Raw genomic sequence first — 19,554 nt, 5'->3', positions numbered from 1 at the left:
GTGCGATTTCTCCTTTCAGTCGAAATGACAAAAATGAGAAATGTTTAAAAGAAGCCAATTGTTTGTATCCAGCCCCGATAGAGGCGGTATACTTGCTGGCCCGACGTCGGGCAACAGCGAGATATAGCCGAGAGCGGGAACTCATGTTTATTAAAATGCCTTTTGTTATGCTCCTAATTATTCAAAAAACAAAAAATCCCGTTTAGAATGCTAAACGGGATTTTTTTATATTCTAATTAGAAGCTTACTTCACCTCAAAAACATTATTTGCAGCTTTAATATCAGCCATTAATCCGCTTGGATCGATGGTGATTTTTTTGATTGCTGATTTAGTTTTGTCAATTGTAAAATTATAGTTTTGTTGTGCCCAGGCCCAATCTTGTAAAACAGTTCTTTTTTCGTTTGAATTTGGATTTGGTTTAATGAAATTCATCATTCTTAACGGAATGTAAAACGTTTCAGAAGTACCGTCGGTGTAATCTACTTTTAAATCGATTGGCATTGGCATTATTCCAATTCTTTCCAGAGTTACAGTTGTTTTTCCTGAATTATCAGCAACGTCTTTAATTCCGTAATCAATTGTATTTAAGGTTTGCGTCCAATCGGTAAGATACCAGTCTAATTCTGCTCCGGAAACTCTTTCGGCTGTTCTTTTGATATCGTTTGGTGTTGGGTGTTTGAATTTGAAATCATTGAAATATCTGTGCAAAGTTGCATCAACATTTTGTTTTCCGATTACATATTCTAACTGCGAAAGGAAAATACTTCCTTTTACGTAAGATGAAATGCTGTATGGACGGTTTTCATCATAACGATCCCCATGAGTTGACTGTGGTTGTTCTTTTCCTGAATTTACTAAGCTGTAATAAGCTGCATAATTTCCTTTAAAGGGATTTACCTCTTTTTTATCGCCTTTCAATTCGTTTAAAGCACTATCTTCAATATACGTTGTAAAACCTTCATCCATCCACGGGTGTTTGGATTCGTTTGATGCCAGAATGTGTTGGAACCATGAGTGTCCTAATTCGTGCGTCGCAGTTCCAAGAATGCCTTCCAAAGTTCCGTTTCCAAGCATTAAAGTACACATGGCATACTCCATTCCGCCATCTCCGCCCTGAATAAATGAATATTGTTTGTACGGGTAAGCGCCAACTCTCTGGTTGTAATAGTTCATTACTTTGACCATTAGCGGCTCTAATTGTTTCCAGTTTTCAGCAACTTTTGGCGTATTTTTATAGAAGAAATGCAAATCTACATCGTTTGGTCCTTTTACAATATCGTGTGCATATTCTTTGTCTGCTGCCCAGGTAAAATCATGAACATTTGGTGCTATAAAATGCCAGGTAAGCGTTTTTGCTTTTTTTGGATAAGTAACTGTTACACCTGCATCTTCGTAACCATGTCCAATAGAATTTTTATCTTGTAAATATCCTGACCCACCAATCGTGTACTCTTTGTCGATTGTAATTTTTACATCAAAATTACCCCAAACTCCGTGAAATTCTCTTGCAATGTATGGATCTGCATGCCAGCCTTCGAAATCAAATTCGGCTAATTTTGGATACCATTGTGACATTGAAAGCTCAATTCCTTCAGAATTATTTCTTCCCGAACGACGAACTTGTACGGGAACCTGCCCATCAAAATCTAGTGTAAAAGTAGTTTTAGAATTTGGCAAAATCGGTTTCGCTAAAGTCACTTCCAAAATAGTTCCTGAAACTCTCGTCTGAGCCACAGCGCCATCCTGTTTCAAATTTGTGATTTTTAAAAATCCAATTTCGTTTGGCTTTAACGTTTCAATACGGCTTTGTTTACTATCTTTTCCATCAGCGCCTTTTACTTTGTTTACCATTCTTCCGTCGGGATCTTTTATAAAGTGAAGACGGGCATCCATTTCACTTCCCGGCTGAAAAGCATTTGGAAATAAATGATAAAATACTTTTCTCAATGTATCAGGAGAATTATTGGTGTAAACCAATTCTTGTTTTCCTTTATACTGATAGTTTTTTACATCCATAGAAACCTCCATTTTGTAATCGGCGTGTTGTTGCCAATAGGGAGCGCTTTGTGCAAATGCTGAGCTGAAGCCCAAACTCAGGAATGAAAGTAAAATAATTTTTCGCATTGTATATATGTAATAGAAAATGGAAGAGCAAAAGCCCTTCCATTAGGTTAATAGTGTAATCGTATTATTTTTTTGACATCTTTTCTGCCATTAGTAACGCGTTGTAAGCATTTACCATTTTCGCCGTTTTAGAAGATTCTACAGAAGAAACTGCTTTTGGTTTTTCTCCCGGATTTTCACTTTCTCCCAAAACTACCATTGAAGGAAGTGCTACTCCTGATTCCATTAAAATCTTTTTAACCTGAGCCGCTTTTAATTTTGGATAATAAGAACGAATTAACGCTGCAACTCCTGCCGCGTTTGGCGAAGCCATAGAAGTTCCCTGTAAATATTTGTATTTGTTGTTTGGCACTGTTGCATAAATTTCTTCACCCGGAGCAAAAACGTCAACATTTATTTTTCCAAAGTTTGAGAATGGTGCAACCACATTTTCTCCGTATTGTTTATTAATTGCTCCAATAGTAATTAAATTATCTGCAAATTCTTTTATATTGTCCTGGGAGTCGTTTGGATAATTGATGTTTTTGGTTTCGTCAATATTGTAACCGTCATTACCGGCGGCATGCACAATTAAAACGTCTTTTTTAGCAGCATATTTAATAGCATCGTAAACCCAGTCTTTGTGCGGAGAAAAGCTTTTTCCGAAACTTCCGTTGATTACTTTTGCTCCATTGTCTACTGCGTAACGAATTGCCAAAGCGATATCTTTATCATACTCATCTCCGTCCGGCACTGCTCTCACTGTCAAAATTTCAACATTTGTAGCTACACCGTCTCCACCTAAATTATTTCCTCTAACCTGGGCGATAATTCCGGCAACGTGAGTTCCATGGAGTGCTTTTTCTTTGTCCGGTCCAAAAACAATATTATTACCGTAATGATTGTCTTTTATATCTTCAGGATTGTCTCCCACAATTTTTCTTCCGTCAAAATCTTTGTTCAGATTATAACTTAACTGATCGTAAACCTGCTCTTTGTATTCACCAAAGTCAGCTTCAGGATCAAACGTTGGTCCGGCGTTTGTAAAAATCTGAGTCATGATCGCTTTACTTCGTGCCACTTTTGGGTCTGTTGAAGTAATCGCGCTTAAATCTTCAATTTTATAGGTTGTTTTATTAAGTTCTTTTTTAATTGTATTATGAACATCTAATAAAAAATCTACTTGTTCTTTGTCTTTTAAAGCTTTTTCGTATTTCTCATTATACTGAGCCAAAGCTTGTTTGTATTGTGCAGAACCGTCGTCTGCCTTTTTGACAACGCGTGTCATTTCCAGGTTTTCGTTTACCGAATTTCCAAGGAAATTCCAACCGTGAACATCATCAATAAATCCATTTTTATCGTCGTCAATTCCGTTTCCGGGAATTTCTTTTGGATTGGTCCAAATCATTCCTTTCAGGTCTTCATGCTCGATATCAACACCAGAATCTACAATTCCTACGATTACTTTTACACCTTTTTTTCCCTGAAGCAATTCAGCGTAAGCTTTATCAACACTCATTCCCGGAATCGAATCTTTGATTAAATCAAGGTGACTCCATCTTTTCAGTTCATTTTCGCTTACCGGTGATTTCTTAACAACAGCTAAAGGCGCTTTTATAAATTCTTTTGCAGCCGATTGTGCCTGTAATGTATTACAACCTGCCAATACTAGTAATGCAAAAGCAGATAATTTAATTGGGTTTATGTGACTCATCTATCTATAAATATATGTAAAGTTAAAAGATGGGACTAAATTATGCTTTTTTGTTACAAAAAGCTAACCGTTAACAATGTGTTATGAAATTTTGATTGAAAACTGTAAAAGCTATAAATTTTTTAAATCACTACCAGTCAAAGTCATACCGTTTTTAAGACTAAAGGAAGAATCAAACATAACCTTCTTACCACTTAAAAACCAACAAATACTATTCCCTTACGGTTTCCCGTAAGGAAATGTTAAAATTAAACTATATACTTGCGCGACGTAATCGTAAAATTTATCTATGAAAACAAAACTACTCTTACTGCTATTATTAGCAAATTTTTCAATGTATGCTCAATATACAAAAATACCCGACATCAACTTTGAAAATGAGCTTATTAGACAGCGAATAGATTCTGGAACTCCCGACGGACAAGTACTGACATCTAAAATTTCCAGTATTTTAAGTATCGATCTTTCTTTTAGTTCTATTACAGATTTGACCGGAATTCAGGACTTTAAAGATCTTGAAACTTTAAATTGCAGCAGTAATACTTTAATTTCTTTAGATTTATCGGGAAATATTTATTTGTCTACCTTATATTGTTCGAATAACCAACTGACAAGTATCAATTTAACCAAAAACACAGAATTAAAACTATTTAATTGTTCCAACAATAAGCTGGCTTCTTTATCGCTGACAAATAATAAAAAGTTGAATTTATTTCAGTGCAGCAATAATCTGTTGACGGCTTTATCACTAAGTAATGCGCCATTATTGGAAAATTTTACCGCTGATAAAAATAGCCTTACTTCTTTAAATTTTTCTTTAAATCCGATATTAAAAACAGTCTCTTTTACAGAAAATAAAATTACAACTGTCGTTCTGACCCAAAATCCGTTGTTAACAAATTTAACTTGTTGGAGCAATAAATTAACCACTTTAGACGTAAGTAAAAACACTGCTTTAACTTCATTGTATTGTGATACGAATGAGATTAAATCGCTAAATCTTTCTGCAAATATTAATCTGGTTGATTTTTCCTGTTCGAAAAATCTCTTAACCGAGCTTAATCTGAAAAATGGCAACAATACCAAGTTAAACAAGTCTATGTTAGATTTTCGCAGCAATCCAAGTTTAACTTGCATTCAGGTTGATGATGTGACTTATTCTACCAATAACTGGCTTTCGGTTGTTAAAGATGGTATAGCTACTTACAATGTTGATTGTACGGTTTATACTTTGATTCCGGATGTTAATTTTGAAAATAAATTAATTGCTCTTGGATACGATTCCGGTGCTCCAAATGGAAAGGTTCCGACAGCTAATATCTCTGGCCGAACTTCTTTAAATATCTCAAATAATTCAATATCTGACTTAACAGGTATTCAGGACTTCGCTGGTTTAAAAATTTTAAATGCTGACAGTAATAATCTAACAAGCCTTGATCTTTCTAAAAATGTACTTTTAGAGAGTGTAAGCTGCAGCAATAATAAGATTACAACTTTAAATGTCTCAAAGAATATTAATTTAACTTCGTTGTCATGTTATAATAACAAGTTAAATACTATTACAACAAATCCGTTGTTAAAAAACTTGTACTGTTATAACAATGAACTTACTATTTTAGACGTATCCAACAATACTGCTTTAGTAAATTTGAACTGCTCTAACAATTTAATTCAGACTTTAGACGTTTCCAATCATCTGAACTTATTGGTTTTAAACTGTTATCTTAATTCCATTAAAACTTTAAATGTTTCAAAAAGTGTTTCGCTGACTACTTTAAATTGCCAAAGCAATAACACTTTAACAACTCTGGACTTAATTAATAATATTGCTTTGCAGGAATTTGATTGTACGGCCAATAAAATTACTTCGTTAGATTTGTCAAAGAACACTTTATTAAAAACCGTTAATTGCGGAAGTAATGAGCTAGCAAGCCTAACTTTACCAGCATCAACAACACTTAACTATTTAAAATGTGATCAGAATAAGATTGCAAGTTTAGATGTTTCACAGTTGCCAAATCTAGTTAATTTGCATACTGGCTTTAATAATCTTACTACTTTAAACGTTAGCCAGAATGCTGCTTTACAATTATTATCCTGTCATTCTAATAAGCTTAAAACTTTAAGTCTTTCTCAAAATCCCGCATTAACATCTGTGATGTGTCACAACAATCTTCTAACAGAATTAGATTTAAGAAACAGACAAAATACCTTATTAAAAGATGCTCAGGTTTATTTAAACTCTAATCCGGCTCTAACTTGTATTCAGGTTGACGATGTGGCTTATTCGACTGCAAACTGGACAAACAAAGATGCAACAGCAAGTTACTCAACACGCTGTAATTTAGGCATCGAAGATTCTGTCTTTAATAAAGCTATTGTTTATCCAACTCAAACAAAAGGAGAAGTTTATATAAGCAACGTTTCTCTGGAAAAAGCAACAGTTTACAACTCATTAGGACAATTGGTAAAATCATTTGCTTTAAATGCCGGTGATAATGAAAATACCATCAACTTATCAGGGCTTCCAAGAGGTATTTACTATGTTTATTTAATAAACGGAGAGGCTGCTTCGGCTAAGAAAGTTATCGTCGACTAACAAATAACACACATAACTTAAAATCCATTTTCATTAATTTGAAAATGGATTTTTTTTGCTGTTTTGTTTAATGTAATCTCCTGTTTATCAATCTACAATAAGATAAAATGCAAACCCTTATTTATTTCTGATTGCACAAAATCCTTCAGCGAAAATTTATTCTTTATATTTTAAATAAGAAGGAAAGGGATTTTACAAATTAATTTAAAGTCAAAAAAATGGCCGTCTTTTTGAGACAGCCATTTTATAAATCAGAATTAAAAATCTTAATTATGAGTTACCACAAAATGCCGTATAATCATCAAACATTTTGATATACGTTTCTTTGTTCTCAAAATCGTAAGCTCCTTTTTCGATGCTTTCTATCATTTTAGGACAATCAGAAAAATATTCTCTTAATGCTTTTCTTCTTCCTAAGAAAATTGGAGGACTAAAGAATTCATCTTGTGTTGGTTTCTTTAATGAATAATCATCCTGAGGAAAGAACTCATGGTACAATGATACTTTTCCACCCTTTTTAACTTCTTCGAACATAGAGTATCTTTTTGTACTCACTGAAGATTTATCGTATGCACCAACAAGAGGAATTCCTCTTCCTGCTTTACCTACAATATATATTCTTCCTTCATTATCTTTAATATTTACTACTCTTTTCAGGTTAGTTTTCTCTGGTTTTTTCTGCCCGTCAATAAAGATTCTCACAGAACTTTTTTCAGAACCAATTCCATCAATCATGGATCTAAGACCTGATACCGTTTCTACAGTTCTTAAATCTACCAACTCAGGATAATCACTGATTATTCTAACTTTTCCTTTAAAAACTTTAGAGTCTGTATCTAAGACTTCACCATCAAACTCTGCATATCTAAACGCTGTTTCTGCTTTTTTATAAGATGCCAAAACTGGTTCCTGAGGGATTGCTTCGATAGTAAATGTTTTTTCTGTAAGCTTTTTGTAATTATCGATTTCTTCAATTAAAGTTGTCATGTATGGAAAATCAGTTCTTAGGCCTAAGAAACTTTTTTCGTTTTCTTTTACACCCGGAAGATATTTCGAAGCTTCCTCAACGTTCCCTAAAAGAATGTAAGTCGCAGCCAGGTTGTAGTTTGCACTAAATCTGACTTTCTTAGCCAAATCTTCGTCATCTTTATCCTGAAAATTAACATATTCCATCCAGTATTTCTGAGCTTCACCAAATAAATCTCCCCAGTTTTCTCTGTCAACATCTACTAAAGTTGGCAATACCTGAACTGACTGATTAAATTCATCTACATTAAATGTTGATTTTGATTTTTTCTTCTTTTCAAGATCAGAGTATTTTAGTTTTTCAATTTTAGGTCCGTACAAATAGAAACCTTCAAATTCCTGAAACATATTATAGAAATTATCAGTCAATATCTTATAAGTTAAGTTCTCATAAGTTTCTGTCGGATTTGTAACATACATACAAACCTTTGGAGTTGTATATCTTTTATAAATTACTTTTCCAGATTTATCTGTAATTTCCAAATTAGATTCTAAACCAATATAATATGCAGGTGCTTTTTGGTAAGTAGTCTGCAAATAATCTTCGTCGTTTACAAGTTCAAAACGGGTCAGATTATATTTTACTTTAAAATCTCCTTCTTTCTGTTTTTTCAGTCCTGAAATATTAAACGCCTGATAGAATTTTTCTGCAGAAAAAGGCGCTTTTTTAATATTCATGCTATTTTCTAAACCCGGAGCAAGATCCAAAATTACTTCGTACGACTTGTATTTTCCGTACTCCATATTGGTTGGCGGTACGGGTCCGCGAAGATTCAATCTATTTGTAATTGCTTCTGTTTTTCCTGAAGCCCATGCAGTCATTTGAGCCGATACGGTTTGAGTGGCTCCTGCAAGCATTAATAATACTATAACGCGGGTTATGTTTTTCATCTATTTTATTTTAGGGCTGGGTTATGCGTGGTGTTTGTTTTGGCAGCTTTAAAGCTTGCAATTAATTTATTTGCTTTTTCAATCATTGCTTTTCCATCACTCTTATCGTAGTCATTTGCAATTAATTTCTCAGATTCAGCAATTGCTTTTTCAGGCTGGTCGAGCATTAGGTAAATAATAGCTAAATTATAATAAGCAGAATATCTCATTTTGCGCGATGGCTTATTATCTTCTGTATATTTTGTTTTTATTGAATCAAAATACTCAATCAAAGGCTCCATATTAGATTTCAGATCATCAATTGGCTCATCTGCTTTCATAGTCGTAAACAAAGCTTTTACGGCCTGAATTGCTTCAATTTGAGTTTTACCTTCATCACTTTTCGCGTCTAAAATCCAAAGAATTTCATTATCGCTTTTTGGTTTGAAACCATAGGTACTATTAATATTACTATTAAAATAAGCTACCGAATTATCAGCAAAATCCCTTAACATTTTGTCACGGTAAGCTGTTTTATTAATATTAAAATCCTTAACCGCAGACTGACTGTCTGTAAATTCTTTTGTTTTGAATTCTAAATCTCCATTAAAATTCAGATTGTAACCTTCGTTTGCTGTAGTGTCTTTTTTAACAACAGCATTTTTTAAGAACCTGTTAGTGGCTACTGCTGTTTGCTTCGCTTTTTCTGCCTCTGCCTGTTTTTCAGAAAGTGGCGCACCGCCAATTGGTCCTTTAATTTTTGCGTAGCCTCTTGTAGTATATTTTGATACTACATAGTAATATTCTTTTCTACTAATAACTCTTCCGTCTTTGTCTTTTTGTTCTTCAGCTCTCATTGCTGGTGATGCGCCTTTTTCAACAAAATCTTCCAGGTTAAACTCGATATCAACAGTTCCGTTTTCGTCTACTTTTTTCCATCCAATAATATTAAGTTTGTCATTAACTGCAGCTGGACTTGCGTACATTTGAATGGCACCGCCTAATTTTACTCTTGAAGAGTATGTTCTTTTTTCGAAAGGAACCGGCTCTTTGGGAAGAAGCTGGTAAGTTACCGGAAAGTAAAATCGATCTAAATCAACTTTCTGTGCATTCGCACAAAAAACAATCATAAATACGATTAAAATTGTAATTTTTTTCATAGGTTATTTATTAATAATTTTTGTACGGCAAACGTATCTATAATATTCATAATAACCAACTATAAAGGGCTGTATTATAACGATTTTTAACCTAATTTTTATTTTTTTTATATCCGGAGTATATAAAAAAATATTTGTTAAACAAATTATAAAATTTAACAAAATTGGCCCTAGGTATAAATACGTTTTTTGTAGTCCTATTTTAACAAAAAAACCTGTGCCAGAAAATGACACAGGTTTGAAATATTTTAGAGTATATAATTTTTATAAAATGTCTTCGCAGGTAAAAATATCCTTTAACCGAACACCTTTATCAGTATGTTCGACTGTTATAATTTCATTATGAGCATCGTGTTCCAAAAACAAATAATGATTTTGATCTGCGGCATCATTTAGAAATTTTGCTTTTTCCGGCATAGTCAATAAGGGTCTTGTGTCATAACCCATTACATACGGCAGAGGAATGTGTCCGGCTGTAGCAAGCAAATCGGCACAAAAAACAATAGTTTTACCGTTGTATTTAATATATGGAATCATTTGCTTTTCGGTATGACCGTCTACATAAAAGATATCGAAACCAAGTTCTTTCGAATATCCAAATTCTGAGTCTGGTCTTTCAATAAAATTTAGTTGGCCGCTTTCCTGCATTGGCAGAATATTTTCTGTCAAAAAAGAAGCTTTTTCTCTTGGATTGGGCTGAGTTGCCCATTTCCAATGATTTTCATTGGTCCAAAACCGGGCATTTATAAAAGCTGGTTCATAACCGGTTTTACCAGCATTCCATCTGATACTTCCTCCGCAATGATCAAAATGAAGATGTGTCATAAAAACATCTGTAACATCATCGCGATTAAATCCGTATTTCGCCAAAGATTTATCTAGTGAATGTGATCCCCAAAGCGAATAATAACCAAAAAATTTCTCAGATTGTTTGTCACCCATTCCGGTATCAATCAAAATAAGACGGTTACCATCTTCAATCAATAAACATCTTGCAGCGATGTCAATTAAATTATTTGAATCGGCCGGATTGGTTTTGTTCCAGATAGTTTTAGGTACAACACCAAACATGGCGCCGCCGTCTAATTTAAAATTTCCGGATTCTATTGGGTATAGTTTCATAAGAATGATTTTTCTAAACAACAAAGCTAGAAAAATCAATTCCTTTTACTACAATTATTTTTAAAAACCCGAGGATTATTGTAATGTAATAGATGTTGTTCCCATTATTTCCTGCTTGTCAAAATAATTTATAAAGTAAGTCCCTTTTTTAAACTGGTTCTGATCTGCATTTAGGATTCCGTAGGCACTTAAAGATTTACCCTGAAAATCTGCACTGACAATAAAACTGTAAACGAGCGCTTTATCACTTCCAAATTCAATGAGTTTATTATCGCCCAAAACTGTATTTTTTTGATCTAACACCTGAATATAATATACCCTTCTTCCTGTTTTAGCCACCCCGTTACCATTAATTGTAAAACTGATTTTTAGCTTTTTAGCATTCTTTGCCTTAGTGGTTTCTAACTCTGTTCCCGAACTTTTTTCACGAAGCGCAATGGCTTTAAAATTGCTTAAATAAAGTTTTGAAGCATCTTTTAAAGTAGATTCTAATATTTTTTGTTTTGAAATTAAAGTGTCATTTTCTGCCTTTTGCTGATACATCACGACATTCTGACTTTCTATTTCTGTCATTAAATTTTTATTCTGAGATTTCAGCTTTTTAATTTCTAAAACCCTGCTTTCAAGAGAAACATTCAGGTTTGAAAGCTGATTTCTAAATATTTTAATCTGATCTGCCGAAGGATTTTCAGAAGCTTTAATGATCTCCATTAAATTTTCAACGTTCGCACGTTCAAATTCCAACTCTTTGGATAAGGCCGTTTTCTCAAGAATTGCCACATCATAGGCAATTTTTAATGCTTTTAGAGAATCTAAAATATCTTTACGTTCGCTTGTTTCTTTGCTTTCAAATGAGAGTCGTTTACTAATAGTTTCCGGTGTTTCAGCAACATCTTCAATGGATTCGCTACTAAAAACTAAAAATACAGCACCAAATCCCAAAATAAGAATAATTGCAAACAAAGGTTTAAACCATTTAGTATTATTTTGTTTTTTCATAAATATTCACAATTTTATGCAAAAATAACAATTAAAAATTCGTATGAACAAGTACATATACTTGTTTTTTAACAATTAAAAACAATATTTTATAGAAATTAGAAACCAATTTTTTTATACCGCTCTTTTATTATTTCCAAATCGTGATTTTATAAAAATAAGTAATATCTATTTTAACATTTGTTATAATAATGTGAACCGTTATGGAAAAAGGTTTTTAAGTCGTATCTTTGCAGATAATTTCTATTTAACATTGAAAATTAGCGTTTTAAAACTGTAATAAATTCATTACAGGAGAAAAATGCTCTTAAAAACAAACATCTAAGAACAATGATAAAAGTTTCAGATACTGCCAAAAAGAAAATCATCGATCTGATGACTGATGATGGTTTTGACGCCGCAAACGACTACGTAAGAGTAGGCGTGAAAAGCGGTGGATGCTCTGGTTTGTCTTATGATCTAAAATTTGACAAAACCAAAGGAGATGACGACAAAATATTCGTTGATAACGATATACAGATTGCAGTTGAAAAAAAATCTTTTCTATATCTGGCCGGAACTATTCTTGAGTTTTCTGGCGGATTAAACGGTAAAGGATTTGTTTTTAACAATCCAAATGCAAGCAGAACTTGCGGATGCGGAGAATCGTTTTCTTTATAGTCAAAAGCCGGAAGTCATAAGTCCAAAAGACTTAAACTGACTTTCAGACTTTGGACTTTAAAACTTTAAGACATATAAAAATAATGAGCAAATACACCGAAGACGATTTAAAAATCGAACTGGAAACTAAAGAATACGAATACGGATTTTATACTAATATAGAATCGGAAACATTTCCTATTGGTTTAAACGAAGATATTGTTCGTGCCATTTCTTTAAAGAAAGAAGAGCCGGAATGGATGACTGAATGGCGTATTGAAGCTTTTCGTGCATGGAAAGAAATGATCGAACCGGAATGGGCAAATGTACAATATGAAAAACCTGATTTTCAGGCCATTTCCTATTATTCAGCTCCAAAACAAGTGGATCCAAACAAAACTTTGGATGATGTAGATCCTGAACTTTTAGAAATGTACAAGAAGTTAGGAATCTCTGTAGATGAGCAAAAAATGATGAACAATGTAGCTATGGACATTGTGGTCGATTCTGTTTCTGTTGCTACTACTTTCAAGAAAACTCTTGCAGAAAAGGGAATTATTTTCTGTCCAATTTCTGAAGCCATTAAAGAACATCCCGAATTAGTTAAAAAATATTTAGGAACTGTTGTACCACAAAAAGACAACTTCTACGCAGCATTAAACTCAGCGGTTTTCTCTGATGGAAGTTTCTGTTATATTCCAAAAGGTGTTCGTTGCCCTATGGAACTTTCAACTTATTTCAGAATCAATCAGGCAGGAACAGGACAGTTCGAAAGAACACTTGTTATTGCAGATGCCGGAAGTTATGTTTCATACCTTGAGGGATGTACTGCTCCAAGCCGCGATGAAAATCAATTGCACGCTGCTGTGGTTGAATTAATCGCGATGGATGACGCTGAAATTAAATATTCTACTGTTCAAAACTGGTTTCCTGGAAACAAAGAAGGAAAAGGTGGAGTTTACAACTTCGTAACTAAAAGAGGTTTATGCGAAACAAATGCTAAAATTTCCTGGACGCAGGTTGAAACTGGGTCTGCGGTAACATGGAAATATCCTTCTTGTGTATTAAAAGGAGATAATTCGGTTGGGGAATTTTATTCTATCGCCGTTACCAATAATTACCAACAAGCAGATACCGGAACAAAAATGATCCATTTAGGAAAAAATACTAAATCGACCATTATTTCTAAAGGTATTTCGGCTGGAAAATCACAAAACAGTTATAGAGGTTTAGTGCAAATTAGCCCAAGGGCTGAAAATGCAAGAAACTTTTCGCAATGTGACTCTTTATTAATGGGTAACAATTGCGGGGCGCATACTTTCCCATATATCGAAAGTAAAAATCCGTCAGCAAAAATTGAACACGAAGCTACTACAAGTAAAATCGGAGAAGATCAGGTTTTTTACTGCAACCAAAGAGGTATTCCGACAGAAAAAGCGATTGCCTTAATTGTAAATGGTTTCAGTAAAGATGTCTTGAACAAATTACCAATGGAATTTGCAGTTGAAGCACAGAAATTATTAGAGATTTCTTTGGAAGGCTCGGTAGGATAAAAAGTTTCAGGTTTCAGGTTTCAAGTTTTGAGATCTGAAAATTTGTTCTTCAAAGCATTAAAAAGAATTTTATATCAACTAAATTAAAAGATTTTTCAAAGTTTCATTTTTCGGTCGAACTGAAAACTTGAAACTTGAAACTTTAAACAAAAAAAGATGTTATCAATAAAAAACCTTCACGCCGCAATCGGTGATAAAGAAATCCTTAAAGGAATTAATATAGAAGTAAAAGCTGGAGAAGTTCACGCTATCATGGGACCAAACGGTTCCGGAAAAAGTACACTCTCTGCTGTAATTGCCGGAAACGAAAACTACGAAGTTACAGACGGAGAAGTTATTCTTGACGGAGAAGATCTTGCTGATCTTGCTCCTGAAGAAAGAGCTCATAAAGGAGTTTTTCTTTCCTTTCAGTATCCTGTAGAAATTCCAGGAGTTAGTGTAACTAACTTTATGAAAACAGCAATCAACGAAACTCGTAAAGCAAACGGTCAGGAAGAAATGCCGGCTAACGAAATGCTGAAAGTGATTCGTGAAAAATCTGAATTGCTGGAAATTGATCGTAAATTTTTATCCCGTTCTTTAAACGAAGGTTTTTCAGGAGGAGAGAAAAAAAGAAATGAGATTTTCCAAATGGCAATGCTTGAGCCAAAATTGGCTATTCTTGATGAAACCGATTCTGGTCTTGATATCGATGCACTAAGAATTGTAGCAAATGGTGTAAACAAACTTAAAAGCGAGAAAAACGCAATTATCGTTATCACGCACTACCAACGTTTGTTAGATTATATCGTTCCGGATTTCGTTCACGTATTATATAATGGTAGAATTGTAAAATCTGGTGGAAAAGAATTGGCATACGAATTAGAAGAAAAAGGATACGACTGGATTAAAGCAGAGAATTAAATTTTTGTTTCAGGTTTCATGTTTTTTTTAGTTTTAGGTTAAACTACATTTTGTAAGTTTAAACTTAAATAAAAAAATTAAGAAATATGGCAACAATCACTCGATTTGAAGATTTAGAAATTTGGAAGGAAGCGCGACGATTAGCAAAAGAAATCAATCTTATTGCAGTGCATACAGAGTTACGATCAGATCTCAGATTTAAGAATCAAATAAAATCTTCTTCCGGTTCAGTGATGGATAATATTGCTGAAGGTTTTGAACGAGATGGAAATTTAGAATTTAGACAATTTCTTTCTATTGCAAAAGGTTCAGCCGGAGAAACAAGATCTCAGTTATACCGGGTTTTTGATTTTGAATATATTTCAGAAGAAAAATTCGAAGCTTTAAAAAAGGATTACGAAAATTTAAGCGGTAAAATAAAAAACTTTATCACTTATCTAAATAAAAAAGATTTCAAAGGAAATAAGTTTCAATAATAAAACCTTGAAACATTAAACCTGAAACAAAAGGATTCAGAAATAAGTTCCAATAATCAACCTGAAACTTGAAACCTGAAACACCGAAGGAAACAAAAAGAACAATGGATTTAAAAGAAAAATTAGTATCGTCTTTTATGGCTTTTGAGGAGCGTGTTGATGTGCATTCAGATTTGCATGACATTCGCACAAATGCTATAAAGAACTTCGAAAATAAAGGTTTCCCAACCAGAAAGGAAGAAGCCTGGAAATATACATCGTTAAACGCCGTTTTAAAAAATGACTTTACGGTTTTTCCAAAGCAGGAAAATGCAATCGAATTCAATCAGGTAAAAAAATACTTTTTACACGAAATCGACACTTATAAATTAGTTTTTATTGATGGCGTTTTCAGTTCGCATTTGTCTTCTACAACTCACGACGGAATCGATGTTTGTCTGATGTCTTCGGCATTGACCAAACCAAAATATAAAATGGTAATTGATACCTACTTTAATCAGATTGCAAGTAAAGATGAAAGTTTAACTTCTCTGAATACTGCATTTGCATGCGAAGGTGCTTTTATCAATATTCCACAAAAGAAAGTAGCAGATAAACCAATTGAGATTATGTATTTCTCAACAGGAAATGAAGCGGCTTTAATGGTTCAGCCAAGAAACTTGATTATTGTGGGTGAGAACTCACATGTTCAGATTATCGAACGTCACCAAAGTCTGAACGAAAATCCGGTTTTAACCAATTCTGTCACAGAGATTTTTGCTCAAAAACGTGCTATTGTGGATTATTACAAAATTCAGAATGATAACAGCGAAGCAAATTTAGTAGACAATACTTATGTTTCGCAGCAACAGGAAAGCCATGCGTATGTGCATACATTTTCTTTTGGAGGAAATATTACACGTAACAACTTAAACTTTTATCACTTTGGTGAAAGATTGACCAGTACGCTAAACGGAATTTCTATTCTTAACGACAAACAACACGTTGACCATTATACTTTGGTAAACCACGCACAGCCAAATTGCGAAAGTTTTCAGGATTATAAAGGGATTTTCTCTGATCGTTCCACAGGAGTTTTCAACGGAAAAATTTTGGTTAACCAAATAGCCCAAAAAACAAATGCTTTCCAAAAAAGCAATAATATTTTATTGAGCGACAAAGCAACCATCAACGCAAAACCGCAATTAGAGATTTTTGCTGATGATGTTAAATGCTCTCACGGATGTACAATCGGACAGCTAGACGAAACCGCAATGTTTTACATGCAGTCACGCGGAATCCCGAAAAAAGAAGCTAAAGCTTTATTGATGTACGCATTCTCAAATGCCGTTATCGAAAGCATTAAAATACCGGAATTAAAACAAAGAATTACTAAAATCATTGCCATGAAATTGGGTGTGAATTTAGGGTTTGATTTGTAGTTTTATTTAACCGCAAAGAACGCTAAGATTTACGCAAGGTTCGCAAAGTTTTTTATTAAAAGCTTTGCGAACTTTTCTTTTTTACCGTCATCTTCCTGCGAGGTTTTCAAAACCTCACAAGTATTATATTTGCTTTAGATACCTACAAGGTTTTGAAAACCTTGCAGGAAAAGAACCAATTACTTCTTAACACTATCGATTATCCCTTTCAAAAACCCATTAAAATCAAAACCAGGGTCCTCTTCCCTAACTCCCATTCTCACAATTACCATATCCATAGATGGAATAATCGCTACCATCTGCCCTTGATAGCCACTGCAGTAAAACATATCACGGGGAACATCGGGAAATTTTCCACCGGCGTTTAGCCAGAATTGTGCTCCGTATTTCCCACCAGAAGTATTTGTTGGCGTTGCCGTATATTTTACCCAGCTTTCATCCAGAATTTGTTCTCCGTTCCAGTTACCTTTTTTTAAATATAATAATCCAAATTTTGACCAGTCGCGCGGCGTTGCCCATCCGTAAGATGAACCTACAAATGTACCCGACATATCCTGTTCGACAATCATAGAATTCATTCCGATTTTGTCGATTACGGCACTGTACCAAAAATCAAGATATTCCTGTTGGGTTTTAAATTGTCTTCTTAAAATCAGCGATAATAAATTGGTTGTTCCAGAAGAATAATACCAATGTGTATTGGGTTTGAATTGTGCTGGTTTTTCCAATTGTACTTTTCCCATATCTTCAGCCTGAAAAAGCATTTTTGTAGCGTCGCAAATCGTACTGTAATCTTCTTCCCATTCTAAACCGGAGTTCATGTGCAATAAATCATTAAGCGTAATATTTTTACGTTCGTCATTTTGCCATTCTGTAACAGGAGCTGGTTTATAAATATCAATTTTTCCTTGTTTTGCCAAAACGCCAAAAGCAGAACTGGTAATACTTTTGGTCATGGACCATCCTAAAATTTTGCTGTCTTTTGTAAAACCGGTATCGTATTTTTCGGCTATTAATTTGTCTTTGTATAAAACAACAACAGCACGCGTTCTTTTAATTCTGCCACTCGTTTTGTCAAAAGCACCATCAACGGCTTTCTTTAATTTTGAGTAATTTATATTTGAAAATGCAGTATCTTTTGGTTCTTTATTTCCGTAAGGAAAAGGAAGATTATTTTCTAATTTAGTTCTTTTGGGAAGTAAATAAGGTTTTGAAACATCAAAATCATCATTAATTAAAGTTGCTCCAAGACCTTCACGATAGATGGCTTTTCTTTCCTTTAATCCGTAAACGGTTGCTGTTGCAAATTTTCCGTTTTCATCAATTGAATTTTTTGCCAGATCAATCATTTTAATATCATTGTCGGTTTTTTCGATTAAATCTACCGAACGATTATCAATAAAATGACCCGATGCGACACTTTTAGCAGAGAACCCGGAAATCAAATCCAGTTTCGGATAAGTGGTAAACCCGAAATATAAAAAAGCAAGAATCAGAAGCAGCAAAAGGATCTTGATAATTTTTTTCATAGTGATTAAAGTTATTTTAATGCAATATAAATAATTTATGTTCACATTTTTAGAAGTCAAATTATAAATCTGTTTGAGATAATTCATAAAACAGATTTGATTTTTACAAAATCTCTATTTCAGGCACAAACAATGGCGCCATAAAAGGAAATTATAGAATTGCCGTATATTACAATTTAGTTTTAGTACTTTTGTAAATAGAATTTTTCTAAATAAGACATGCTAGATATCCAAAAAATAAGAGCTGATTTTCCGATACTTTCACAAAAAGTAAACGGTAAACCATTAGTATATTTCGACAACGGAGCTACTTCGCAAAAACCACAAATGGTGATTGATGCTGAAGTAAAATATTATCAGGAAATCAATGCGAATATCCATCGTGGTGTTCATACATTGAGTCAGTTGGCTACAGATGCTTATGAAGTTTCACGTGGTAAAGTTCAAAATCACATCAATGCCAAATTTGCGCATGAAGTGCTTTTTACTTCAGGAACAACGCACGGAATCAATTTAGTGGCAAACGGTTTTACTACAATTTTAAAACCAGGTGACGAAGTTGTAGTTTCTTCATTGGAACATCACAGTAATATTGTGCCCTGGCAAATGTTATGCGAAAGAACCGGAGCGGTTTTACGTGTAATCCCAATTGATGAAAACGGAGAATTGATCATTTCAGCATTTGATGCTTTACTGTCTGAAAAAACTAAAATTGTAACCCTGAACCACATTTCTAATGCGCTTGGAGTTATAAATCCGATTAAATATATTATTGAAAAAGCACATGCTGTTGGCGCTGCCGTTTTAATTGACGGCGCTCAGGCTGTTCCGCATTTAAAACCAGATGTTCAGGATTTAGATTGTGATTTCTATGCTTTTTCCGGTCATAAAATGTGTGGTCCAACCGGAACCGGAATTTTGTATGGAAAAGAAGAATGGCTAAACAAACTTCCTCCTTATCAGGGCGGTGGGGAAATGATTAAAGAAGTTACTTTCGAAAAAACAACTTATGCTGATCTTCCTCATAAATTTGAAGCCGGAACGCCAAACATTGCAGGTGGAATTGTTCTTGGGACTGCAATTGATTACTTAAATAGTATCGGTTTTGAAAATATACAGCAGTACGAGCATGAACTATTAGAACATGCAAACAAACGTTTATCAGAGATTAGCGGCATCAGAATTTACGGAAACACAGAAAATAAAGCTTCTGTAGTGTCGTTTAATATTGACGGAATTCATCCTTACGATGTTGGTTCTATTATAGATAAATTAGGAATTGCTGTTAGAACGGGACATCACTGCGCACAGCCAATTATGAATTTTTTCTGCATTCCGGGAACTATTCGTGCTTCCTTTTCATTTTATAACACAAAAGAAGAAATTGATTTAATGGTAGATGCCGTTAAAAAAGCACAAACCATGTTAAGCTAAAAAAA

14 protein-coding genes are annotated in these 19,554 nt (G+C 33.9%); 7 read left to right on the top strand and 7 right to left on the bottom strand.

The annotated features are described in order from the left end of the window. Window positions 1–244 precede the first annotated feature (244 nt). A complete protein-coding gene (locus ABEB31_RS10780; protein ID WP_347051641.1) occupies window positions 245–2,125 on the bottom strand; it encodes a M1 family metallopeptidase in 1,881 nt (626 codons plus the stop codon). A 64-nt stretch (window positions 2,126–2,189) separates the two neighbouring features. Beyond that, window positions 2,190–3,818: a S8 family peptidase gene (locus ABEB31_RS10775; RefSeq protein ID WP_347051640.1), complete on the bottom strand. Its 1,629-nt coding sequence runs from the start codon at window positions 3,816–3,818 to the stop codon at window positions 2,190–2,192. 289 nt (window positions 3,819–4,107) lie between these two features. On the opposite strand from ABEB31_RS10775, the gene ABEB31_RS10770 reads away from it, so the two are divergent. Beyond that, window positions 4,108–6,417, top strand: coding sequence for a T9SS type A sorting domain-containing protein (locus tag ABEB31_RS10770; protein ID WP_347051639.1), 2,310 nt, complete (start codon window positions 4,108–4,110; stop codon window positions 6,415–6,417). 270 nt (window positions 6,418–6,687) lie between these two features. On the opposite strand, the gene ABEB31_RS10765 is transcribed toward ABEB31_RS10770, so the two are convergent. The 4 genes from ABEB31_RS10765 to ABEB31_RS10750 all read right to left on the bottom strand — a co-directional run bounded on the left by ABEB31_RS10765 (window position 6,688) and on the right by ABEB31_RS10750 (window position 11,594). Further along, window positions 6,688–8,334: a hypothetical protein gene (locus tag ABEB31_RS10765; RefSeq protein ID WP_347051638.1), complete on the bottom strand. Its 1,647-nt coding sequence runs from the start codon at window positions 8,332–8,334 to the stop codon at window positions 6,688–6,690. Window positions 8,335–8,339: 5 nt separating this feature from the next. Then, window positions 8,340–9,473: a hypothetical protein gene (locus tag ABEB31_RS10760; protein WP_347051637.1), complete on the bottom strand. Its 1,134-nt coding sequence runs from the start codon at window positions 9,471–9,473 to the stop codon at window positions 8,340–8,342. 264 nt (window positions 9,474–9,737) lie between these two features. Then, window positions 9,738–10,595, bottom strand: a complete 858-nt coding sequence (locus ABEB31_RS10755; RefSeq protein WP_347051636.1) for an MBL fold metallo-hydrolase — start codon at window positions 10,593–10,595, stop codon at window positions 9,738–9,740. Between the two features lie 75 nt (window positions 10,596–10,670). After that, window positions 10,671–11,594 carry a hypothetical protein gene (locus ABEB31_RS10750; protein ID WP_347051635.1) on the bottom strand — a complete coding sequence of 308 codons (924 nt, stop codon included), beginning with the start codon at window positions 11,592–11,594 and terminating at the stop codon, window positions 10,671–10,673. A 330-nt stretch (window positions 11,595–11,924) separates the two neighbouring features. On the opposite strand from ABEB31_RS10750, the gene ABEB31_RS10745 reads away from it, so the two are divergent. The 5 genes from ABEB31_RS10745 (at window position 11,925) to sufD (ending at window position 16,586) form a co-directional block, all read left to right on the top strand. Continuing rightward, window positions 11,925–12,254, top strand: a complete 330-nt coding sequence (locus ABEB31_RS10745) for a HesB/IscA family protein (RefSeq protein WP_071635886.1) — start codon at window positions 11,925–11,927, stop codon at window positions 12,252–12,254. A gap of 83 nt (window positions 12,255–12,337) precedes the next feature. Continuing rightward, entirely contained in the window at window positions 12,338–13,786 is a 1,449-nt protein-coding gene (gene sufB, locus ABEB31_RS10740) for a Fe-S cluster assembly protein SufB (RefSeq protein ID WP_347051634.1), read from the top strand. Window positions 13,787–13,942: 156 nt separating this feature from the next. Beyond that, window positions 13,943–14,689, top strand: coding sequence for a Fe-S cluster assembly ATPase SufC (sufC, locus tag ABEB31_RS10735; protein WP_057121683.1), 747 nt, complete (start codon window positions 13,943–13,945; stop codon window positions 14,687–14,689). An 86-nt stretch (window positions 14,690–14,775) separates the two neighbouring features. Continuing rightward, the gene (locus tag ABEB31_RS10730; RefSeq protein WP_347051633.1) at window positions 14,776–15,165 is read left to right on the top strand and encodes a four helix bundle protein; all 390 of its coding nucleotides are present in this window, start codon (window positions 14,776–14,778) and stop codon (window positions 15,163–15,165) included. 104 nt (window positions 15,166–15,269) lie between these two features. After that, window positions 15,270–16,586: a Fe-S cluster assembly protein SufD gene (gene sufD / locus ABEB31_RS10725; RefSeq protein ID WP_347051632.1), complete on the top strand. Its 1,317-nt coding sequence runs from the start codon at window positions 15,270–15,272 to the stop codon at window positions 16,584–16,586. A gap of 179 nt (window positions 16,587–16,765) precedes the next feature. Here sufD and ABEB31_RS10720 read toward each other — a convergent pair whose 3' ends face one another. Beyond that, a complete protein-coding gene (locus tag ABEB31_RS10720; protein ID WP_347051631.1) occupies window positions 16,766–18,115 on the bottom strand; it encodes a serine hydrolase domain-containing protein in 1,350 nt (449 codons plus the stop codon). A 219-nt stretch (window positions 18,116–18,334) separates the two neighbouring features. Here ABEB31_RS10720 and ABEB31_RS10715 point away from each other — a divergent pair, with 219 nt between their 5' ends. Further along, window positions 18,335–19,549 (top strand): aminotransferase class V-fold PLP-dependent enzyme, encoded by a 1,215-nt coding sequence (locus tag ABEB31_RS10715; RefSeq protein WP_347051630.1) that lies wholly within the window; start codon window positions 18,335–18,337, stop codon window positions 19,547–19,549. Window positions 19,550–19,554 lie beyond the last annotated feature (5 nt).

The organism is Flavobacterium olei (genome assembly GCF_039749035.1).
Taxonomy (GTDB): domain Bacteria; phylum Bacteroidota; class Bacteroidia; order Flavobacteriales; family Flavobacteriaceae; genus Flavobacterium; species Flavobacterium olei.
Note: the sequence above shows the minus strand (reverse complement) of the source record. Positions and strands in the feature narration are given on the sequence as shown.

Bases quoted from the DNA above. Each gene is read 5' to 3' on its own strand.
- ABEB31_RS10780 (WP_347051641.1), bottom strand. From the start codon at position 2,125: ATGCGAAAAATTATTTTACTTTCATTCCTGAGTTTGGGCTTCAGCTCA.
- ABEB31_RS10770 (WP_347051639.1), top strand. From the start codon at position 4,108: ATGAAAACAAAACTACTCTTACTGCTATTATTAGCAAATTTTTCAATG.
- ABEB31_RS10745 (WP_071635886.1), top strand. From the start codon at position 11,925: ATGATAAAAGTTTCAGATACTGCCAAAAAGAAAATCATCGATCTGATG.
- ABEB31_RS10755 (WP_347051636.1), bottom strand. From the start codon at position 10,595: ATGAAACTATACCCAATAGAATCCGGAAATTTTAAATTAGACGGCGGC.
- ABEB31_RS10765 (WP_347051638.1), bottom strand. From the start codon at position 8,334: ATGAAAAACATAACCCGCGTTATAGTATTATTAATGCTTGCAGGAGCC.
- ABEB31_RS10720 (WP_347051631.1), bottom strand. From the start codon at position 18,115: ATGAAAAAAATTATCAAGATCCTTTTGCTGCTTCTGATTCTTGCTTTT.
- ABEB31_RS10715 (WP_347051630.1), top strand. From the start codon at position 18,335: ATGCTAGATATCCAAAAAATAAGAGCTGATTTTCCGATACTTTCACAA.
- ABEB31_RS10760 (WP_347051637.1), bottom strand. From the start codon at position 9,473: ATGAAAAAAATTACAATTTTAATCGTATTTATGATTGTTTTTTGTGCG.
- ABEB31_RS10775 (WP_347051640.1), bottom strand. From the start codon at position 3,818: ATGAGTCACATAAACCCAATTAAATTATCTGCTTTTGCATTACTAGTA.
- sufB (WP_347051634.1), top strand. From the start codon at position 12,338: ATGAGCAAATACACCGAAGACGATTTAAAAATCGAACTGGAAACTAAA.
- ABEB31_RS10750 (WP_347051635.1), bottom strand. From the start codon at position 11,594: ATGAAAAAACAAAATAATACTAAATGGTTTAAACCTTTGTTTGCAATT.
- sufC (WP_057121683.1), top strand. From the start codon at position 13,943: ATGTTATCAATAAAAAACCTTCACGCCGCAATCGGTGATAAAGAAATC.
- sufD (WP_347051632.1), top strand. From the start codon at position 15,270: ATGGATTTAAAAGAAAAATTAGTATCGTCTTTTATGGCTTTTGAGGAG.
- ABEB31_RS10730 (WP_347051633.1), top strand. From the start codon at position 14,776: ATGGCAACAATCACTCGATTTGAAGATTTAGAAATTTGGAAGGAAGCG.